The following is a 20,840-nucleotide window of genomic DNA, read 5'->3' as shown; positions in this document are numbered from 1 at the left end:
AGCCACTTCTCCCAGATGGCCGGATTCACCGTCCAGAACTTCGCGTCGGCCGCGGCGGCGATCGCGGTGGCGGCGGCCATGGCGCGCGCCTTCGCCGCCAATCGGGGCGAGACCCTCGGCAACTTCTGGACCGATCTCTTCCGGATCAGCTTCTACATCCTCCTGCCCATGTCGGTGGCGATTGGCCTCGCCCTGGCGGCGCTCGGCGTCCCGCAGACCCTCCTGGCCCATGTGGACGCCCACACCATCGAAGGCGCCAAGCAATCCATCGCCCTGGGGCCGGTCGCCAGCCAGGAAGCCATCAAGATGCTCGGCACCAACGGCGGCGGCTTCTTCAACGCCAACTCCGCGCATCCGTTCGAGAACCCGACGCCGCTGAGCAACTTCCTGCAGATGGTATCGATCCTGAGCCTCGGCGGCGGTCTGGTCTTCCTGTTCGGCCGCATGATCGGCGACAAGCGCCAGGCCTGGGCGATTTTCTGGGCGATGTTCATTCCGCTCGCGATCGCCATCGGCCTTTGCTACTGGGCCGAACTTCAGGGCAATCCCTTCGCCATCGCCAACGGCGTCGACCCGACGCTGCACAACATGGAAGGCAAGGAAGTGCGCTTTGGCACGGTGAATTCCGCGATCTTCGCGGTGGTCACCACCGCCGCGAGCTGCGGCGCGGTCAACGCAATGCACGACAGCCTCACCGCGCTCGGCGGCATGGTGCCGATGGTGATGATGAAGTTCGGCGAAGTGATTTTCGGCGGCGTCGGCAGCGGCCTGTACGGCATGCTGGTGTTCGCGATCCTGACGGTGTTCGTCGCCGGCCTGATGGTCGGGCGCACGCCGGAATATCTGGGCAAGAAGATCGAGGCGCGTGAAGTGAAACTCGCCGTGTTTGCCGGCCTGCTGCCGATGCCGATCGGCTCGCTGGTGATCGGCGCGTTCGCCATCGCACTGCCGATCGGTCTCGCGGGCTTGCTCAATCCGGGGCCGCATGGCTTGTCCGAAATGCTCTACGCCTATACCTCGGCAACCGCCAACAACGGCTCGGCGTTTGCCGGCCTGAGCGCCAACGCGCCGTTCCACGACGTGATGCTCGGCATCGCAATCATCATAGGCCGCTACGGCCCGATCATTCCGATCCTGGCGATCGCCGGCTCGCTCGCCGCGAAGAAAAAAGTGCCCGCATCGGCCGGCACGTTCCCGACCCACGGCGCGCTGTTCGTCGCGCTGCTGATCGGCGTGATCGTCATCGTCGGCGCGCTGACCTACTTCCCCACTCTTGCACTGGGCCCGGTCGCCGAGCACTTCTCGACGCTGGCCGGCCAGCAGTATTGAGACCCTCTCCCGGCCCTTCGGGCCACCCTCTCCCAGGAGAGGGAAACATCAGGTTGTCCAAACCCATGACCATTCTCGCAGACGTACCCAAGCCCCACGAAGCGCCGCTGTTCTCGGCCGCGCTGATCCGCCCCGCGGTCCTCGCAGCCTTCGTCAAGCTCGACCCGCGCCATTTATTCCGCAACCCGGTGATGTTCATGACCGCGGTCGTCGCCGCGGTGTCGACACTGGCCTCGATCAACAGCACCGCGGCGACGCTGGGCCTGAACCTGCAGATCGCGCTGTGGCTGTGGTTCACAGTGATTTTCGCCAACTTCGCCGAAGCGCTCGCCGAAGGCCGCGGCAAGGCGCGCGCCGACGCGCTGCGCGCGGCGCAGTCGGAAACCGAGGCGCAGCTGATCGGCTCGCTGACTGATCGCAAGCTGCAGAAAGTCTCCAGCCGCAGCCTGCGCAGGAATGATCTGGTGCTGGTCGAGGCCGGCCAGCTGATTCCGGGCGACGGCGAAGTGGTGGAAGGTATCGCCTCGGTCGACGAGTCCGCGATCACCGGCGAATCCGCTCCGGTGATTCGCGAATCCGGCTCCGACCGCTGCGCGGTCACCGGCGGTACACGCGTGGTGTCGGACCAGATCGTGGTGCGCATCGGCGCCGATCCGGGCGAGAGTTTTCTGGACCGCATGATCGCGCTGGTTGAAGGTGCGCAGCGCCAGAAAACGCCGAACGAAATCGCGCTGACCGTGCTGCTGATCGGCTTGTCGATGATCTTCCTGCTGGTGGTGGCGACGCTGCCGGCCTGGGCGTCTTACGCGAAGATCACGCTGTCGGTGCCGCTGCTGGCCGCGCTGCTAGTGACCTTGATCCCGACCACGATCGGCGGCCTGCTGTCCGCGATCGGCATCGCCGGCATGGACCGCCTGGTCAAGCGCAACGTCGTCGCCAAATCCGGCCGCGCGGTCGAAGCCGCCGGCGACGTCGACACGCTGCTGATCGACAAGACCGGCACGATCACCTTCGGCAACCGCCGCGCGACGCATCTGATCGCGGTCGGCGACGCGACGCGCGAACAGCTCGCCGAAGCCGCGCTCTACGCATCGCTCGCCGACGAGACGCCGGAAGGCAAATCCATCGTCGAACTGATTCATACGCAGAAACTCGCCGAAGCCGATGCTGCACAGGTCACGCGCTACATCGAGTTCTCGGCATCGACGCGTTTGTCCGGCGCCGATCTTCATGACGGCACGCCGATCCGCAAAGGTGCAGTCGACAGCGTGCTGCGCGACAGCGGCGTTGTCGCAAGCCCCGAGACCACGCGCGTCGTCGAGAAGATCGCGCGCGGCGGCGGCACGCCGCTGGCGGTATCACGCGGTGGCCCCAACGGTGTACGGATTCTCGGCATCATCGCGCTGTCGGATGTGGTCAAACCCAACATCAAGGCGCGCTTCGACGAGCTGCGCAAAATGGGCATCCGCACGGTGATGATCACCGGCGACAACCCGCTGACTGCCGCTGCCATCGCCGCCGAAGCCGGTGTCGATGACTATCTCGCCGAAGCCACACCCGAGAACAAGCTGGAGCTGATCCGCAAGGCGCAGGCCGAAGGCCGCCTGGTCGCGATGTGCGGCGACGGCTCCAACGACGCGCCCGCACTGGCACAGGCAGACGTCGGCGTCGCGATGAATTCCGGCACATCGGCCGCGCGCGAAGCCGCCAACCTGATCGACCTCGACAGCGACCCGACCAAGCTGATCGACGTGGTGCTGGTCGGCAAGCAGATGCTGATCTCGCGCGGATCGCTGACCACGTTCTCGATCGCCAACGACGTCGCCAAGTATTTCGCGATCGTGCCGGCGATGTTCGTCAGCGCGTATCCGGCGCTGCAGGCGCTGAACATCATGCAGCTGCACACGCCCGGCAGCGCGGTGCTGTCGGCGGTGATCTTCAACGCGCTGATCATCGCCCTGCTGATTCCACTGGCGCTGCGTGGCGTCAATTACAAGCCCGCCAGCGCCTCGCAGCTGCTGGCACGAAACTTAAGCATCTACGGTCTCGGCGGCCTTATCGCGCCCTTCATCGGCATCAAACTGGTGGATCTGGCGATCAATGCGATGGGACTGGTGTAACCGGGGTGAACCCCGGGTTTCATCCGGGCTACGAACGAGGAATTCAACATGCTTAACTCACTGCGCCAGGTCACCGGCTTCCTGCTGCTGATGACGCTGATCACCGGCGTCGCGTATCCGCTGCTGGTTACCGGCATGGCACAAACCATTTTCCCGCACCAGGCCAACGGCAGCCGCATCGAGCGCGACGGCAGGATCGTCGGCTCTTCGCTGATCGCGCAGAACTTCAGTGGCCCGGGCTACTTCCATCCGCGCCCTTCGGCAGCCGGCAGCAAGGGCTACGACGCGATGAGTTCCGGCGGGTCCAATCTCGGCGTCGCAACCAAGGCCAACAACGACGCGGTCGCGGCGCGCGTGGCGGCAGCCCGGCACGACGGCAAAGCCGTGCCGGCCGATCTGGTGATGGCCTCGGCCAGCGGCCTCGATCCGCATCTGTCGCCGGCAGCGGCGCACTATCAGATCGCCGCCGTTGCCGCCGCACGCGGCCTGCCGCTCGAGCGCGTTGCGGCCTTGGTCGAAGCGCACACCGAAGGCCGCCAGTTCGGCATCTTCGGCGAGCCGCGCGTCAATGTGCTGGAGCTGAATCTGGCACTCGATGCGCAGCACCCGTAGGTTGGGGTGAGCGCAGCGAACCCCAACATTGGCGAGGACATCGTGTTGGGGTTCGCAAGCTCACCCCAACCTACAATGACGCATGACGACTGACGCCGACAAGCGCCGCCCCTCACCCGAAGCGCTGCTGGATGAAGCGCGGCGGGAAGGCCACGGCCGGCTCAAGGTGTTCCTCGGCGCCTCGCCCGGCGTCGGCAAAACCTACGACATGCTGCGCGCCGCGCAGGCGGCGAAAACCGCCGGCATCGACGTTGTCGTCGGCATCGTCGAGACTCATGGCCGCGGCGAGACCGAAGCCCAGCTGGCCGGGCTCGAAGTGCTGCCGCGGCGGCGCGTGGAATATCGCGGACGTGGCTTCGGGGAGCTGGATCTCGACGCGCTGATCGCCAGGCGGCCGCAGCTGGCGCTGATCGACGAACTCGCGCACACCAACCTCGGCGGCAGCCGCCACGTCAAGCGCTGGCAGGACGTTGACGATGTGCTCGCCGCCGGCATCGACGTGCTGACCACGCTCAACGTGCAGCACCTGGAGAGCCTCAACGACGTGGTGCTGCGCATCACCGGCGTGCGCGTGCGCGAAACCTTGCCGGACACGGTGCTGGAACGCGCCGACCAGATCGAGCTGGTCGATCTGCCGCCCGACGAGCTGATCCAGCGCCTCGAGGACGGCAAGGTTTATCTCGGCGAACAGGCTCAGCGCGCGCGCGACAGCTTCTTCTCGCGCGGCAATCTGACCGCGCTGCGCGAGCTGGCGATGCGCGCCGCGGCTGAACGCGTCGACCAGCAGATGCTGGCCTATATGCGCCGCCATCAGGTGCAGGGGCCGTGGCCAACGCGGGACCGGCTGCTGGTCTGCGTCGGCGGCGATAGTGTCGGCCGCAGCCTGATCCGCACCGCGGCGAGGCTCGCTGATCTGCGCGGCGTCGACTGGATCGCGGTACACGTGATCGACTCGCGTGCGAACCGCCTGCCGGACTCGGAGAAGGATAGAGTCGCCGAAACCCTGAGGATGGCCGAATCACTCGGCGGCGAAGCGGTCACGATCCCCGGCGAGCAGATCGCTGCCGAAGTGCTGGCCTATGCACGCAACCGCAACGTCACCCAGATCGTACTGGGCCGCGCGCAGCGGCCGCTGTGGAGCCGGCTGCGCCGGCGCTCGGTCGCCAGTGAACTGCTGCGGGTCGCCAGCGGCTTCGAAATCACGCTGATTCCGGCCGAAGGACCGCCGGTCGCGGCGACGCCGAAAGCGGCGCCGCGCCTGCACTGGCCCTGGCGCGACGCGCTGATGGCGATCGGGCTGCCGGCCGCGGCGACGGTGATCGGCATGATCTTCGATCCGCTGCTCGGCCTGGACAACTTCGCGGTGATGTACCTGCTGGCGGTGCTGATCAGCGCCGTGCGCGCGGGGCCGCGGCCGGCGATCGCGGCCAGCTTCATCGGTGCGGCCTGCTTCAATTTCTTCTTCACCGAGCCACGCTACACGCTGTCGATGACGCGCCATCAGGACATCGTCACGCTGATCGTGTTCCTGATCGTGGCGGTGCTGATGGGCCGGCTCGGCGGCCAGTTGCGCAGCCAGATGGAAGCCCTGCGCAAGACCGCGCGGCGCAACGCCAACCTCAACGAGTTCGCGCGTCGCGTCGCTGGTGCGCTGGGCCGCGACGAAGTCGGCGCCGCCGCGACCGAGCACGTGCATGCGACGCTCGACGTGCCCTGTGTCTGCGTACTCGACGCGCCGACCGAGGCGCTGATACCGAACCTGCGCCGCGGCATCAGCCCGGATTACCAGTTCCGTGAGTCCGATCGCGCCGCAGCCGCCTGGAGCTGGGAACACCGGCAAGCGGCCGGATACTCGACGCAAACGCTGCCGAACTCGCAGTGGTTGTTCGTGCCAATGGCCACCGCGCAGCGCGTGGTCGGCCTGCTCGGCCTGCATCTGCGCGAGCGCGGACGGCCGCTGTCGGCCGGCAAGCGCCGCCTGCTCGACGCGATCACTGATCAGGCGGCGGTCGCCATCGAGCGCGTGCTGCTGGCCACGCAGATCGAGGACCAGCGCGTTCAGAACCAGGGCGAGGCGCTGCGTTCCGCGCTGCTGTCGTCGGTTTCACATGACCTGCGTACGCCGCTGTCGTCGATTCTCGGCGCGGCCAGCAGCCTGCAGGCGCAGCACGATGTATTGCCCACCGAGGGCCGGGAGGAACTGGTCGAAACCATCATCGAGGAAGCCGAACGACTGAATCGCTTCGTACAGAACCTGCTCGACATGACGCGCCTTGGACACGGCCAGCTCAAACCGCGCCTCGAATGGTGCGACTTGCTGGAGTTGCTGGGCCGTGCACGGCGCCGGCTGCGCCGCGAGCTGGCGAAACGCGAGCTGCGCATTGTTACCGCGCCCGAGCTGCCGCTGGCGCATGTCGATGCGCTGCTGATCGAGCAGGTGCTGGTCAACGTGCTCGACAACGCCGGCAAGTATTCGCCGCCGGAATCGCCGATCGAGATCGAACTCGGCGCACGCGTATCCTCATTGCTGTTGCGGGTGCGCGATCATGGCAGCGGCGTTCCCGCCGGCGATCGCGAGAAGATCTTCGACATGTTCTACCGCGTGCAGTCCCAGGATCACACCGCGCCCGGCACTGGCCTGGGGCTGGCGATCTGCCGCGGCATTCTGCAGGCCCACGGCGGCAGCATCCGCGCGCTGTCGCCGCTCGACGGCAGCGGCACCGTCATCGAGATCAGCCTGCCGCGCGCGGCCGCGCCGGTGACTCGCGATGACTGAATCGCTGCGCGTGCTGATCGTCGACGACGAGCCGCAGATCCGGCGCTTCCTGCGCGTCAGCCTGTCGGCCGAGGGTATGCAGGTGTTCGAGGCGGCGAGCCTCGCCGAGGCGCGCAGCGCGCTGCGCAGCGACCGGCCCGACCTGATGATCCTGGATCTCGGCCTGCCCGACGGCGATGGCCTGGAGCTGATTCCCCAAGTACGCGAAACCTCGACGCTGCCGATCATCGTGCTGTCGGTGCGCGACGACGAGTTCGGCAAGGTGCGCGCGCTCGACGCCGGCGCCGACGACTATCTGAGCAAACCTTTCGGCACCGCCGAACTGCTGGCGCGGATCCGCGCGGCGCTGCGCCACCGCCTGCTCGCGGACGGCGCCCGGCCGATCGTCGAAACAGGCGAGCTGCGGATCGATCTGACGCTGCGCCGCGTGTCGCTGGCCGGCGTCGATCTGAAGCTGTCACGCAAGGAGTACGCGATTCTGGAAGTGCTGGCCAAGCACGCCGGCCGCGTGGTCACGCAACCGCAGATCCTGCGCGAGGTCTGGGGCAAGGTGCACGAGGACGACACGCAGTATCTGCGGGTGTATGTCGGGCAGCTGCGGCAGAAGCTGGGCGACGATGCGGCCGCGCCGAAGTATCTGCTGACCGAGCCGGGCGTGGGGTACCGGCTGAAGGTTTGACGTCTCGGCTGCGCATCGGTCTTCGCACGTCGGCAACGGGATTGCCGACCTACGGGCTGATGCACCAACTGTAGGAGCGGCTCTTAGCCGCGATTGAAAACTTGCAGGGCACAATCGCGGCTAAGAGCCGCTCCTACAGGTGCGATGTCCGGTCCACGTCACGCGGCCTGCCCGGCCTCCCGCAGCTTCGCGATCTCCTGCCGCGGCGGCGCGCCGAACAGGCGCCGGTATTCGCGGCTGAACTGCGACGGGCTCTCGTAGCCGACACGATGACCCGCGGCCGCGCATTCCAGGCCGTCGGCGAACATCAGCCGCCGCGCTTCGTGCAGCCGCAGCTGCTTCTGGAACTGCAGCGGTGACATGCCCGACACCGCCTTGAAGCGATGATGCAGCGCCGACGGGCTCATGTGCACCACGGCCGCCAGATCCTCGATGCGCAGCGGCGCCGCGTAATGCTGCTTGAGCCAGTCGATCGCGCGCGCGATGCGGTGCGCGTTGCCGCCGCTTTCGGCAAGATCGATCAGGCGATGGCCGAGTTCGCCGGTCAGCAGGCGGTAGTAGATTTCGCGCAGCGCGATCGGTGCGAGTACCGGCAGGTCCGCCGGCGTGTCGAGCAGGCGCACCAGGCGCAGCACCGCGTCCAGCAGCGGCTCGCCGACCCGCGCCACGAACAGGCCGCGATCCGCAGCCGAGGGTGCGGACGGCTGCTGCTTCAGCTCCAGCAGCATGCGGCCGATTTCCTCGGCGTCGAGGTTGATGCGGATGCACAGGTAGGGGTGCTCGGGTGTCGCCTCGATCACCTGGCCTACCACCGGCAGCGTCACCGACACCACCAGGTAGTTCAGCGGGTCGTAATAGAAAACCTCTTCGCCCAGCCGTGCGGACTTGCGGCCCTGCACGACGATGCAGACGCTGGGCTGACACACCGCCGGCATGCCGATCGACGGCTGGCCGGCGCGGCTGATCGCCAGCGGTGCGAAGCCGGTGAGGTTGATGCCCTCTTGCCCGGCCAATCGGGCAACCCGGTCGCTCAGCTCCTTGTGCCGCGCGTCGAGCTTCAAGGCCGCGGCATGCAGGTCCGAAACCTTGCTTTTCGTTGGAACTATCACGTATTTCACCGATTCAGTTCGATGCGCCGATAGTACGCGCCGCCGCAGGCGCCGCATTGTGTTTTGGGCAAGCGCAGCAGGATCAGGCAAGAACCAGGCAGCAATGGTCTAACTGATAAGTAGGCTGGAACCCTACTCTGGTTCTCTGGCAAACGCGGTACAACGCATGGAGCACCCCATGAATTCATCCATTCCCCGCCGCAATCTCGGCCAGCAGGGCCTGCAGGTGTCCGCCATCGGCCTGGGCTGCATGGGCATGTCGGACTTCTACGGCCCGGCCGACGAGACGAGCAACCTGCAGGTGCTGAATCACGCGCTGGACATCGGCGTGAACTTTCTCGACACCGCCGACATGTACGGCGTCGGCGCCAACGAACGCCTGCTGAGCCGGGTGCTGAGCACGCGCCGCGACGAGGTCGTGCTGGCGACCAAGTTCGGTTTTCGCCGTGCGCCGAACGGTGAGCGCCTCGGACTCAGCGGCCGGCCCGAATATGTGCGCGAGGCCTGCGACGCCAGCCTGCAGCGGCTCGGCGTCGAGCACATCGACCTGTACTACCAGCATCGCGTCGATCCGGCGGTGCCGATCGAAGAGACCGTCGGCGCGATGGCCGAGCTGGTGAAAGCCGGCAAGGTTCGCTATCTGGGTTTGTCCGAAGCTTCCGGCAAGACCATCAAGCGGGCGCATGCGGTACACCCGATCAGCGCGCTGCAGAGCGAATACTCGCTGTGGACGCGGGATCTGGAATCCGACGCCCTGCCGGTCTGCGAAAAGCTCGGTATCGGCATCGTCCCGTACAGCCCGCTCGGCCGGGGTTTTCTGACCGGCGCGATCACCAGCATCGACGATCTCGCGGCCGACGACTTCCGCCGCGAGAATCCGCGCTTCGCGATAGAGAACTTCGCCGCGAACATGAGATTGGTCGGCGTGGTCCGCCAGATCGCGCAGCAGTGCGAGGCGACACCGGCGCAGGTCGCGCTGGCCTGGCTGCTGCATAGCGCGCCGGACATCGTGCCGATCCCGGGTACGCGCCACGTATCACGGCTGGACGAGAACGTCGGGGCCTGTTCGCTGCAGCTCGACGATGCGCAGATCGAACGGCTGCAGGGTGTGCTGTGGGAGAGCCCGGTGGTCGGTGCGCGTTATGCGCCGGCCGGCATGGTGGCGATCGATCGGTAGCCGCTGGCGCCGCAGCTGTAGGAGCGGGTCATACCCGCGACTGGGCTGTTTAAAGTCTCGGTCGCGGGTATGACCCGCTCCTACAGTCGATTATTGCGGGTATCGGTCGCCGCATTCAGCCGGTCGCGCAGATCGATCAACAGGTCCTTGATCGCCGCCATGTCGTTTAACGGCAGGCCGCAGGCGCTGACGACGCCGAGCGGCACGCTCCCGGCCTTGTCCTGCAGTTTGCGGCCGGCATCGGTCAGCGTGATACGCACCTGGCGCTCGTCCTCGGGATTGCGCGTGCGCTGCACCAGGCCGGCCGATGCCAGGCGCTTCAGCAGCGGTGTCAGCGTGCCGGAATCCAAGTGCAGCAGGCGGCCGATCTCCTTGACCGGCACGTCGTCCTGCTCCCAGAGCACCATCATCGCCAGGTACTGCGGGTAGGTCAGGCCCAGCGCGTCCAGCAGCGGCTTGTAGACGCCGTTGAACGCCAGCGCGGTGGAATAGACCGCGAAGCAGACTTGGTTTGCCAGACGCAGTGACTCGGGTACCGATGCGGATTTTTTCCTGGCCATGACTTTGACTCCAGAACGACAACTGCCATCTCCAAGATGGCGTATCCAGGGCCACGATTCAATCGTTAACAATTTAATTGCATAAACCATAGCAATCGTAATCGCGATTTATTAGTTTGTGTACAATTTAATTGTTAGTAATGTATTCGAGACGAAAGCAGCAACAGCCCACCACAAGCCCATCAGGAGATCACCATGTCCACCAACGTCCTCTATCGCACCAGCGCCACCGCTACCGGCGGCCGCGACGGCCAGTCCGCCACCGACGACGGCAGCCTTTCGGTCAAACTCGCAACGCCCAGGGAACTCGGCGGCGCGGGCGGTGCCGGCAACAACCCGGAACAGCTGTTCGCCGCCGGCTACTCGGCCTGTTTCCTCGGTGCGATGAAGTTCGTCGCCTCGCAGGGCGGCCCTAAAGTGCCGGTGGACACCACGGTGCAGGCCACGGTCGGTATCGGCCCGCGCTCGGAAGGCGGCTTCGGCCTGGAAGTCTCGCTGGCCGTATCGCTGCCCGGCCTGACCAGGGAAGAGGCCACGGCTCTGGTCGACAAGGCCCACCAGGTCTGCCCGTACTCGAACGCGACCCGCGGCAACATCGACGTGAAACTGAGCGTCGTCTAGAACTGAACAAGGGATTTGGAACTGTAGGAGCGGTCCTTGACCGCGATTGAGGCTGACAGAGCACAATCGCGGTCAAGGACCGCTCCTACGGTGGTTTCAGCGAGTCCGCTTCATACCGGCCGCGGGCCGCACGCGATGATCGCGACGCCGATTCAACAGGCGCCGCGAAGATGCGCTTCGATCAGCACTTTCGCCGCGCAGCCGGCGACATCGACCGGTGTGTTGCCGGCGGGGAAGATCATCCGCGCCTGGAACGTGCCGCCCATCACCAGCATCAGTGAATCGCCGAGTTTGTCGGGATTGCTCGCGCCCATGTCAGCGGCGAGCTGGCGCAGGCGCTGGCGGATCTCGGCCTTGTGTTCACGCACCACGACCAGCGCGGCGTGATCTTCTTCCTGGATCTCGACCATCACGTTGGCCATCGCGCAGCCGCGGTTGCACTGCTCGATCGGCTTGTTGACGGTGGCCTCGAACAGCGCCTCGGCCTGCCGTCGCGGATCGTTCGGGTACGGCGCGACGACCTCGTCCCACCAGGCCATGAACTGGCGCGCGGCGTCGCGCACGTATTCGGCGACCAGCTCGTCCTTCGAAGGAAAGCTTCGGTAGAAGCTCATCTTGTTGGTACCCGCCTCGCTGGCGATCGCATCGACGCCGACGCCGCGGATGCCCTGCTTGTAAAACAAATCGCAGGCGGTATCGAAGATCCGGTCGCGTACGCGACTCTTGCTCACGCAGGGATTCGCATCCGCTGCGCCGCCGACCTCGACTGCGTTCTCCATCGTCTTCGCTTCAACTTTCATTGGTGTGCCTCTTGACATGGGTGTTACCGGTCAGTAACTATAGCACTACGTTACTTACCGGTAACACACCAGAGCATTCTCTACTAGCTAGAGGCCGGGCGTCAAAAACGCCGGCCAAGCGGCAGTTTAGAAGGTATTGGCGGTACCGGTAGCAGCGATCCAGTGCCCCGTTTCACGTTTGATGGTTCCACGCTTAAAGGGATAGAACACCAATGAACCGATTCCTCAATGACCACGTCGGCCTCGCCATCGCCGCCGTCCTGTTCGCCTCGCTCGCGGCCGCCGCCTGCAGCCGGGCCGAATCCAAGCAGCCCACACCGCCGCCACCGGCACCGGCGGTCACCGTCAGCACCGCCAATGCCGGCGACGTGACCGACTTCGACGACTTCACCGGCCGCTTCGAGGCGGTGGAGAAAGTCGAACTCCGGCCGCGCGTTTCCGGCTATATCGACGAGGTGCGCTTCGTCGAAGGCAAGGAAGTGAAGAAGGGCGAAGTGCTGTTCGTGATCGACCAGCGCCCCTACCGCATCGAGCTGCAGCGCGCGCAGAGCGAGCTGGCCCGGATCAAGTCCCAGGCCGACCTGGCCCTGAGCGAGTCGCAGCGCGCCGAGAGACTGCTGGCTTCGCGTGCGATCAGCGTTGAGGAGCGCGACCAGCGAGTCAGCCAGAACAGCCAGGCGCTGTCGGACATCAGCTCGGCGCAGGCCGCGGTCGATGCCGCCAAGCTCAACCTGGAGTTCACCCAGGTTATCTCGCCGATCGCCGGCCGCGTGTCGCGCGCTGTCGTCACCGCCGGCAACTACGTCACCGCCGGCAGCAACATACTGACCTCGGTGGTGTCGCTGGACCCGATCTACGTGTCCTTCGACGGTGACGAGCAGAGCTTCCTGAAGTACCAGAACCGCGTTGCCGGTGCCGGCTTCGGTGCCGGCGCCGCCAGCGGTGCGGCGCCCGGCCCGGTGTTCGTCGGCCTCGCCAACGAGGAAGGCTTCCCGCACCAAGGCAAGCTGAACTTCCTCGATAACGCGCTCGACCCGACCACCGGCACGATTCACGTGCGCGCGCTGATGGACAACCGCGACCGCCGTTTCACGCCGGGCCTGTTCGCCCGCGTGCGCCTGCCCGGCAGCGATCACTACCAGGCCACGCTGGTGCCGGATGCCGCCGTCGCCACCGACCAGGATCGCCGCTACGTGCTGGTGGTCGGCAAGGACGACACCGTCGAGTACCGGGCCGTCGAGCTTGGTGCCACACAGGACGACCAGCGCATCGTTCGCGCCGGCCTGAAGCCGGGCGAGCGCGTCGTGACCAGCGGCCTGCAGCGCGCCCGTCCGGGCAGCAAGGTGTCGCCGCAGGAAGCACCGGAACCCGCCACGGCGAAAGCCGGCAGCGGTGCACGGGTCGCGGATTCGGCTCCGTAACAAGGCTTGTCTCCTTCCCCTGCGTAGCGGGGAAGGCCGGGATGGGGGCGGACGTTAAAGAGTTGCTCCGCGACGAACGCCCCCACCCGCGGTTGGCCAAAGGCCGAGAGTGACTCGATGTCACTCTCGGTTAAGCCAAACGCCCTCCCCCGCAGGCGGGGGAGGGAATCCGAAACGCAGCAGCAAAAACAAGAACAGTTGTAGGGAGTACCCGCCATGCGCTTTACCCACTTTTTCATCGAACGGCCGATCTTCGCCGGTGCGCTGTCGCTGCTGCTGCTGATCGCCGGCGCGATCTCCGCGTTCGTGCTGCCGATCGCCGAATACCCCGAAGTCGCGCCGCCGACCGTCGTCGTCACCGCGCGCTATCCGGGTGCCAACCCGCAGATCATCGCCGACACGGTTTCGTCTCCGCTGGAGCAGGAAATCACCGGCGTCGAGGACATGATCTACATGAACTCGCAGTCGCAACAGGACGGCACGCTGCAGATCACCGTGGTATTCCGCATCGGTGCCGACATCGACCGCGCGCAAGTGCAGGTGCAGAACCGCGTCAGCCAGGCGCTGCCGCGTCTGCCCGAGGAAGTGCGCAGCTACGGCGTGGTCACGCGCAAAAGCTCGCCCGATCTGACCATGGTCGTGCATCTGTTCTCGCCGGACGGCCGCTACGACGGCCTTTACCTGCGCAACTACGCGCTGCTGCAGGTGCGCGACCAGCTGGTCAGCCTGCCCGGCGCCGGCGACGTGCAGATCTTCGGCTCGGGCGACTACGCGATGCGCGTCTGGCTCGATCCGCAGAAGATGGCCGCACTGAACCTGGCCACCAGCGACGTGATCAACGCAGTGCGCGAACAGAACGTGCAGGTCGCCTCTGGCGCCGTCGGCGGCGCACCAATGAGTGACAGCGTCGAGTTCCAGCTACCGGTCAATACGCAAGGCCGCCTGCAGAGCGAAAGCGAATTCGGCGAGATCGTCATCAAGACCGGTGACAACGGCGAGATCACGCATTTGCGCGACGTCGCTCGTCTGCAGATGGGCGCCGGCGACTACGCGCTGCGCAGCCTGCTCGACAGCAAGCCGGCGGTCGCACTGCCGGTGTTCCTGCAGCCCGGCGCGAATGCACTGGAGTTGGCGGCCAACGTGCGCAAGACCATGGCCGAGCTGAAGACACGCTTCCCGCAGGGCGTCGATTACTCGATCGTCTATGACCCGACCGTGTTCGTGCGCGACTCGATCAAGAAAGTCATCGAGACGCTGCTTGAGGCCACGCTGCTGGTGGTGCTGGTGGTAATCCTGTTCCTGCAGAAATGGCGCGCGGCGCTGATCCCGATCATCGCAGTGCCGGTGTCGATCATCGGCACGCTGGCCGCCTTGCAGATCTTCGGCTTCTCGCTGAATACACTGACTCTGTTCGGCCTGGTGCTCGCGGTCGGCATCGTCGTCGACGATGCGATCGTCGTCGTCGAGAACATCGAGCGCGGCATCTCCGAAGGCCTGACGCCGCACAAGGCCGCGCATCGCGCGATGGACGAAGTCGGCGGCGCGATCATCGCGATCTCGCTGGTGCTGTGCGCGGTCTTCATCCCGCCGGCGCTGGTGCCGGGCTTCAACGGCCAGTTCTATCGCCAGTTCTCGCTGACCATTACGTTTGCCGCGGTGATTTCCGCGCTGAACTCGCTGACCTTGTCGCCGGCGCTGGCTGCACTGCTGCTGCAAGGCCATCACGACAAACCGGACCGCTTCCAGCGCCTGATCGACGGCAGCCTCGGCTGGCTGTTCCGCCCGTTCAACCGCGTGTTCGAATCCACGGGCTCCAAGTATCAGACCGGCGTGCGCCGCCTGATCCGCACCGGCGTCGTCGGCCTCGCGGTGTATCTCGGCCTGGTGATCTTCGCGGGCGCTACGCTCAAGGCGACGCCTTCGGGCTTCGTGCCGGCGCAGGACAAGGGTTATCTGATCACCATCGTGCAGCTGCCGCCGTCGACCTCAATCGAGCGCACCGAGAAAATCGTGCAGCAGATCGGCGAAATCGGGCTCAAGCAAGACGGCGTGATGCACGCGGTGCAGTTCCCGGGCCTGTCGATCAACGGCTTCACTCGCAACTCGAACTCGGCGATCGTGTTCTGGACGCTGAAACCCTTCGAAGAGCGCGGCAAGAAGTTGAGCGGCCCGGCGATCGCGCAGGCGCTGAACCAGAGGCTGTCGGCGCTCGACGGCGCGATGATCTTCACGATCGCACCACCACCGATTCAGGGCTTCGGCCCGGCGGGTGGCTTCAAGATGCAGCTCGAGGACCGCACCGGTGGCGATCCCAAGCAGCTGTACGCGATGACCCAGGACTTTCTGGCGAAGGCGCGTTCGAATCCGAAGCTGGCGAATGTCTTCAGCAACTACGATATCAACTCGCCGCAGCTGTTTGCGGACATCGATCGCGTGCAGGCCAAGCGGCTCGGCGTGCAGCTCGGCGACGTGTTCCAGACCCTGCAGACTTATCTGGGCTCGTACTACATCAACGACTTCAATCGTTTTGGTCGCACCTATCGCGTGGTGGCGCAGGCCGACGAGCAGTATCGCGATCGTCCCGAAGACGTGCTGCTGCTGAAGACGCGCAACGCCGCCGGCGAGATGGTGCCGTTGGGCTCGGTGCTGAAGCTGCGCAACAGCTTCGGGCCGACCACGGTACAGCGCTACAACGGATATCCGTCGGCGGACATCGCCGGCGCGCCGGCAGCGGGCGTCAGCTCGGGTGAAGCGCTGGACATCATGACGAAGATTGCAAAGGACACATTGCCACCGGGAGTGACCTTTGACTGGACCGAGATCACTTACCAGCAGGTCGGCAACGGCGCCGGTGCACTGGCCTTCATCTTTCCGCTGAGCGTATTGCTGGTGTTCCTGGTGCTGGCCGCACAGTACGAGAGCCTGACGATGCCACTGGCAGTGATCCTGATCGTGCCGATGACGCTGCTGTCCGCCTCGCTCGGCCTTCTGGCGATGAAGTCGGAGATCAATATCTTCACGCAGATCGGTCTGTTCGTACTGATCGGCCTGTCGGCGAAGAACTCGATCCTGATCGTCGAATTCGCCCGCGATCTGCAGGCCAAGGGCATGAACGCACTCGAAGCCGCGCTCGAAGCCAGCCGCCTGCGTCTGCGGCCGATCCTGATGACCAGCTTCGCCTTCATCTTCGGCGTGCTGCCGCTGGTGCTCGCCAGCGGTGCCGGCGCCGAAATCCAGCAGGCGATGGGCATCGCGGTGTTCTTCGGCATGATCGGCGTGACCTTCTTCGGCCTGTTCTTCACGCCGCTGTTCTACGTCGCGCTGCGCCATCTGGTCGAGCGCAAGGCACGCAAAGCCGCAGCGGCACTGCCGCCGGCCGATGCGCTGCCTTCCCACTAACTCATTCGAGGTTGATCCCATGAACAACAAGAAAATCGCACTCGTCACCGGCGGCAATCGCGGCATCGGCTATGAGACTTCATTGCAGCTCGCCGAGCAGGGCGTGCACGTGATCATCGGCGCACGCCAGCTTGGCCGGGCCGCGGACGTCGCGGCGCAGCTGCAGTCGCAAGGCCTGCACGCCGAAGCACTGGCGATCGACGTCAGCGATTCGGCGAGCATTGCGGCGGCGGCCAAGGAGATCGAAGCACGGCATGGCCGCCTCGATATCCTGGTCAACAACGCCGGCATCCTCGGCGAAACCGTCGCCGGCGCTTCGGCACAGACGATGCCGCAATGGCGCCAGATCTTCGACACCAACGTGTTCGGCCTGATCGAGACCACGACGGCTCTGCTGCCCTTACTGCGCAAATCCGCAGCCGGCCGCATCGTCAACGTGTCCAGCCTGCTGGGCTCGAACACCTTGCACACGCAGCCGGGCTCGCCGATTTACGAGATGAAGGTCATGCCGGCCTACAACGTCTCCAAGAGCGCCGTCAACGCCTGGACCGTGCAGCTCGCCTACGAACTGAAGGACACAGCGATCAAGGTCAATGCGATCCACCCCGGCTACGTGAAGACCGAGATGAACCAGGGCGGTGGCGAAATGGAAATCCCCGACGGCGCCAAGTCCAGCGTCGCGATGGCGCTGATCGGCGGCGATGGCCCTAACGGCAGCTTCACCCATCTGGGCGAAACACTTCCCTGGTAGCGCGCCCGTCCAATACCCGCTTTCACTCCCATCCGACTTCTAAGGTTTCCTATGAACAATTCCGTCAAAGATCTGCTGCTCACCCCGGTCAAACTCGGCGACCTGCAGCTGCGCAACCGCATCGTGATGTCGCCGATGACGCGCACCCGCGCCACGCTCGCGCATGTGCCCACCGAGCTGATGGTCGAGCACTACGTACAGCGCGCCAGCGCCGGCCTGATCATCACCGAGTGCACGATGGTCTCCGGCACGGCGTCAGCGTTCATTACCGATCCAGGTATTTACAACGATGCGCAGCTTGCCCAGTGGCGCAAAGTTACCGACGCGGTGCATGCCGCCGGCGGGCTGATCGCGATGCAGATCTGGCACCCGGGCCGCGCGACGCATCCCTACAACAACGACGGCGTCGAGTCGGTGTCGTCCACCGATCGCGCGATCCGTGACGACGGCATCAACACGCTGGCCGGCAAGGTACCGCAGTCCAAGCCGCGCCGGCTGCGCATCGATGAACTGCCGGGCATCGTCGCGCAGTTCCGCAAAGCGGCCGAAAATGCCAAGCGCGCCGGCTTCGACGCGGTACAGATCCACGGCGCTCACGGCTATCTGCTCGACCAGTTCCTGCGCGACAGCGTCAACGATCGCAGCGACGCTTACGGTGGCGGCATCGCGAACCGCGCTCGCCTGCTGTTCGAGGTGATCGACGCGGCGATCGAGGTTTACGGCGCCGGCCGAGTCGGCGTACGCATATCGCCGCTGGTGCCGTACAACGACGTCTCCGACTCCGATCCCGCCGGCGTGGTGCGTTACGTCGCCGAACAGTTCGAGAAACGTCGCGGCGGACTCTTCGAGCTGCGTCACAACCAGCACACCGATCCCGCCGAGCTCGAACTCGCCGGTATCGCGCGCAACATCCTGACCGTGCCACTGCTGCTCAACGGCGGCTACACGCGCGAGTCGGGCGAAGCCGACGTGGCTTCAGGCCTCGCCGACGCGGTGGTCTACGGCAAGCCCTACATCGCCAATCCCGATCTGGTGGAGCGCTTCCGCTTGCGCGCACCGCTCAACGACGTCGATTTCAGCAAGCTCTATGCAGGCGGCGCGTCGGGCTACACCGACTACGCCCGCCTTGCGGAAAACAGTCATGAACACGCCTAAAAAAACCCTGTCGAAGACCCTCCCGATTCCGGTGAAGAAAACCGCCGCTCCGCTGAGGAAAAGCGCCGCCGCGCTGCTGACCGCGCTGCTCGCGGCCTGCGCCGTCGGCCCCGACTATCGTCAGCCCGCGGCGCCGGCGGTTCCTGCCGGCACCGAAACCGCGATGAATGTGGCCGCGACCGACGGCGTCTACAGCGCGGCGAATCCGCAGCTGCAGTTCTGGACGCTGTTCGACGACCACGAGCTGAGCACGCTGGTCGACCGCGCGCTCGCCGCCAACCACGACCTGCGCATCGCGCTGGCGAATCTCAACGAGGCGCGGGCGCTGCGCCGCGAAGCCCGCTTCGACTACCTGCCGACGATCACCGCGCAGGGCGGCTACACGCATGCGCTGCAATCGGCCGACCAGGCGCCTGGCTTTGATCGTGACCAGCGCGACACCGGCATCTACAACGGCAGCTTCGACGCCTATTGGGAACTCGACCTGTTCGGCCGCGTGCGCCGCGCCAACGAATCGGCGAAAGCCAGCGAAGAAGCGCTCGCCGCGAACCTGCACGACGCGCAGATCAGCGTCGCAGCAGAAGTCGCGCGCAACTACTTCGAACTGCGCGGCGCGCAGGAGCGGCTCGCGGTAGCTCGTCGCAACGCGGCGAACCAGACCGAGACCACGCGCTACGCCGAGGCGCGCTTCGATGCCGGCGGCGGCACCGAGTTCGACGTATCGCGCGCCCGTGCGCAGCTGTCGACCACGCTGGCCGTGATTCCGGTGATCGAGACTACGGTCGAGAACACCATCCATCGCCTGTCGGTGCTGACGGGCCAGGTGCCGACCGCACTGCAGACCGAGCTGCGTCCCGCGGTCGCGCTGCCGGAACTGCCGCGCGTGACCAGCATCGGCCGTCCCGAAGACCTGCTGCGCCGCCGCGCCGACGTGCGCTCGGTCGAGCGTCGCCTGGCCGCGAGCACCGCGGACATCGGCGTCGCCACCGCAGACCTGTTTCCGCGCGTGACCTTCACCGGCGAAGTCGGGTTTGCGGTCAAGGATCTCGACAACGCCGGGCATTCGGTCGGTGAGACCTGGGGCTACGGGCCCGGCATCAGCTGGGCGGCGCTCGACCTGGGCCGCGTGCAGGCGCGCATCGACCAGACCAAGGCACGCCGCGACGGCAGCCTCGCGCTGTACGAGCAGACCGTGCTGCGCGCGCTGGAAGAAACCGAGAACACGCTGGTCGCCTACGGCCGCTCGCGCGAGCAGCTCGATCATCTGCGCGACAGCGTCGTCGCCAGTGATCGCGCCGCCGAACTCGCGCGCATCCGCTATGAAGGCGGCGCCAGCTCGTTCCTCGACGTGCTCGACGCCGAGCGTTCGCAGCTCGAGGCGCAGGACCGCCTGGCTCAGGCCCGCACCGGCTCGGCGACCGGCCTGATCGCGCTGTACAAGGCGCTCGGCGGCGGCTGGAACGAGGTGCCAGACAAGTCGCTGAACGATCAGCCGGTCGCCGTTTCAGTCGCCGCGCAAAAGGCGCGTCTGGCGAACGCGGCGGTGCCGGCGCGCACCACAACCTCGGCGAGCCAGATTTCGTTCAACACCACCTACCTGCCGCACAGCGCCGCGCCATGATCGACCTCCATTACTGGACCACGCCCAACGGCCACAAGATCAGCCTGTTCCTCGAGGAATCCGGGCTGCCTTACCGACTGCTGCCGGTGAATATCGGCCGCGGCGATCAGTTCAAGCGCGAATTCCTGGCGATTGCGCCGAACAACCGCATCCCGGCGATCGTCGACCATGAGCCCATCGACGGCGGCGCGGCGATCTCGCTGTTCGAATCGGGCGCGATCCTGTTGTATCTCGCCGACAAGTCCGGGCAATTCATTCCGGCGGATCTGCGCGGGCGCGCCGAGGTGATGCAGTGGCTGTTCTGGCAGGTGGGCGGACTGGGGCCGATGGCCGGACAGAATCATCATTTCAGCCAGTACGCGCCGGAGAAAATTCCGTACGCGATCGAGCGCTACGTCAAGGAGACCAATCGCCTGTACGGCGTGCTGAACCGGCGGCTGGCTGATCGGCCGTTCATCGCCGGCGACATGTACAGCATTGCCGACATGGCGATCTATCCGTGGATCGTGCCCTACAAGAACCAGGGACAGGATCTGAGAGACTTTTCACACTTGCACCGCTGGTTCGACGCGATTGCGGCCCGGCCCGGCACGGTTCGCGCATATCAGCTAGGCGAGCGCATCAACAAGGAACCCACCGTGGACGAAGCCGCAAGGAAGCTGCTGTTCGGCCAGGATGCGAACACAGGTGCCCTGTGACGGAGCACACCA

The 20,840-nt window shown here is 65.8% G+C and carries 16 protein-coding genes; 13 read left to right on the top strand and 3 right to left on the bottom strand.

Going from position 1 to position 20,840, the window contains the following annotated elements:
• From kdpA to JWQ90_RS26550, 5 genes are all read left to right on the top strand, one after another.
• A partial coding sequence (gene kdpA, locus JWQ90_RS26570) for a potassium-transporting ATPase subunit KdpA (protein ID WP_299698097.1) occupies positions 1-1,329 on the top strand: 1,329 nt, incomplete at its 5' end.
• A gap of 65 nt (positions 1,330-1,394) precedes the next feature.
• Entirely contained in the window at positions 1,395-3,449 is a 2,055-nt protein-coding gene (gene kdpB, locus JWQ90_RS26565; protein WP_299698096.1) for a potassium-transporting ATPase subunit KdpB, read from the top strand.
• 48 nt (positions 3,450-3,497) lie between these two features.
• On the top strand, positions 3,498-4,061 hold the full coding sequence (kdpC, locus tag JWQ90_RS26560; RefSeq protein WP_299698095.1) for a potassium-transporting ATPase subunit KdpC: 564 nt from the start codon (positions 3,498-3,500) through the stop codon (positions 4,059-4,061).
• Between the two features lie 82 nt (positions 4,062-4,143).
• A complete protein-coding gene (locus JWQ90_RS26555) occupies positions 4,144-6,837 on the top strand; it encodes a sensor histidine kinase KdpD (RefSeq protein WP_299698094.1) in 2,694 nt (897 codons plus the stop codon).
• A complete protein-coding gene (locus JWQ90_RS26550) occupies positions 6,830-7,516 on the top strand; it encodes a response regulator (RefSeq protein ID WP_299698093.1) in 687 nt (228 codons plus the stop codon). The genes JWQ90_RS26555 and JWQ90_RS26550 overlap by 8 nt, the downstream gene beginning before the upstream one ends.
• Positions 7,517-7,674: 158 nt before the next feature.
• Here JWQ90_RS26550 and JWQ90_RS26545 read toward each other — a convergent pair whose 3' ends face one another.
• Positions 7,675-8,625 (bottom strand): AraC family transcriptional regulator, encoded by a 951-nt coding sequence (locus JWQ90_RS26545; RefSeq protein WP_299698092.1) that lies wholly within the window; start codon positions 8,623-8,625, stop codon positions 7,675-7,677.
• A 190-nt stretch (positions 8,626-8,815) separates the two neighbouring features.
• Here JWQ90_RS26545 and JWQ90_RS26540 point away from each other — a divergent pair, with 190 nt between their 5' ends.
• Positions 8,816-9,802, top strand: coding sequence for an aldo/keto reductase (locus tag JWQ90_RS26540; RefSeq protein WP_366919607.1), 987 nt, complete (start codon positions 8,816-8,818; stop codon positions 9,800-9,802).
• An 80-nt stretch (positions 9,803-9,882) separates the two neighbouring features.
• Here JWQ90_RS26540 and JWQ90_RS26535 read toward each other — a convergent pair whose 3' ends face one another.
• Complete coding sequence (locus JWQ90_RS26535) at positions 9,883-10,362, bottom strand: MarR family transcriptional regulator (protein WP_299698090.1); 480 nt, start codon at positions 10,360-10,362, stop codon at positions 9,883-9,885.
• Positions 10,363-10,557: 195 nt separating this feature from the next.
• On the opposite strand from JWQ90_RS26535, the gene JWQ90_RS26530 reads away from it, so the two are divergent.
• Entirely contained in the window at positions 10,558-10,983 is a 426-nt protein-coding gene (locus JWQ90_RS26530) for an organic hydroperoxide resistance protein (RefSeq protein ID WP_299698089.1), read from the top strand.
• A 152-nt stretch (positions 10,984-11,135) separates the two neighbouring features.
• Here the strand turns inward: JWQ90_RS26530 and JWQ90_RS26525 are convergent, their stop codons facing one another.
• Complete coding sequence (locus JWQ90_RS26525) at positions 11,136-11,783, bottom strand: TetR/AcrR family transcriptional regulator (RefSeq protein WP_299698088.1); 648 nt, start codon at positions 11,781-11,783, stop codon at positions 11,136-11,138.
• Between the two features lie 212 nt (positions 11,784-11,995).
• On the opposite strand from JWQ90_RS26525, the gene JWQ90_RS26520 reads away from it, so the two are divergent.
• The 6 genes from JWQ90_RS26520 (at position 11,996) to JWQ90_RS26495 (ending at position 20,828) form a co-directional block, all read left to right on the top strand.
• A complete protein-coding gene (locus JWQ90_RS26520) occupies positions 11,996-13,204 on the top strand; it encodes an efflux RND transporter periplasmic adaptor subunit (RefSeq protein ID WP_299698087.1) in 1,209 nt (402 codons plus the stop codon).
• A 216-nt stretch (positions 13,205-13,420) separates the two neighbouring features.
• A complete protein-coding gene (locus JWQ90_RS26515) occupies positions 13,421-16,603 on the top strand; it encodes a multidrug efflux RND transporter permease subunit (RefSeq protein WP_299698086.1) in 3,183 nt (1,060 codons plus the stop codon).
• A 19-nt stretch (positions 16,604-16,622) separates the two neighbouring features.
• Positions 16,623-17,354, top strand: coding sequence for an SDR family oxidoreductase (locus JWQ90_RS26510; protein WP_299698085.1), 732 nt, complete (start codon positions 16,623-16,625; stop codon positions 17,352-17,354).
• Positions 17,355-17,405: 51 nt separating this feature from the next.
• The gene (locus JWQ90_RS26505; protein WP_299698084.1) at positions 17,406-18,509 is read left to right on the top strand and encodes an alkene reductase; all 1,104 of its coding nucleotides are present in this window, start codon (positions 17,406-17,408) and stop codon (positions 18,507-18,509) included.
• The gene (locus JWQ90_RS26500; protein ID WP_299698083.1) at positions 18,496-20,130 is read left to right on the top strand and encodes an efflux transporter outer membrane subunit; all 1,635 of its coding nucleotides are present in this window, start codon (positions 18,496-18,498) and stop codon (positions 20,128-20,130) included. Before JWQ90_RS26505 ends, JWQ90_RS26500 begins: the two co-directional genes overlap by 14 nt.
• A complete protein-coding gene (locus tag JWQ90_RS26495; protein ID WP_299698082.1) occupies positions 20,127-20,828 on the top strand; it encodes a glutathione S-transferase C-terminal domain-containing protein in 702 nt (233 codons plus the stop codon). Before JWQ90_RS26500 ends, JWQ90_RS26495 begins: the two co-directional genes overlap by 4 nt.
• The last annotated feature ends 12 nt before the right edge of the window (positions 20,829-20,840 follow it).

Origin of the sequence: Hydrocarboniphaga sp. (assembly GCF_028291725.1) — a bacterium.
GTDB lineage: Bacteria > Pseudomonadota > Gammaproteobacteria > Nevskiales > Nevskiaceae > Hydrocarboniphaga.
The sequence above is the reverse complement of the archived record's forward strand: the minus strand, read 5'-3'. Positions and strand labels throughout refer to the sequence as shown.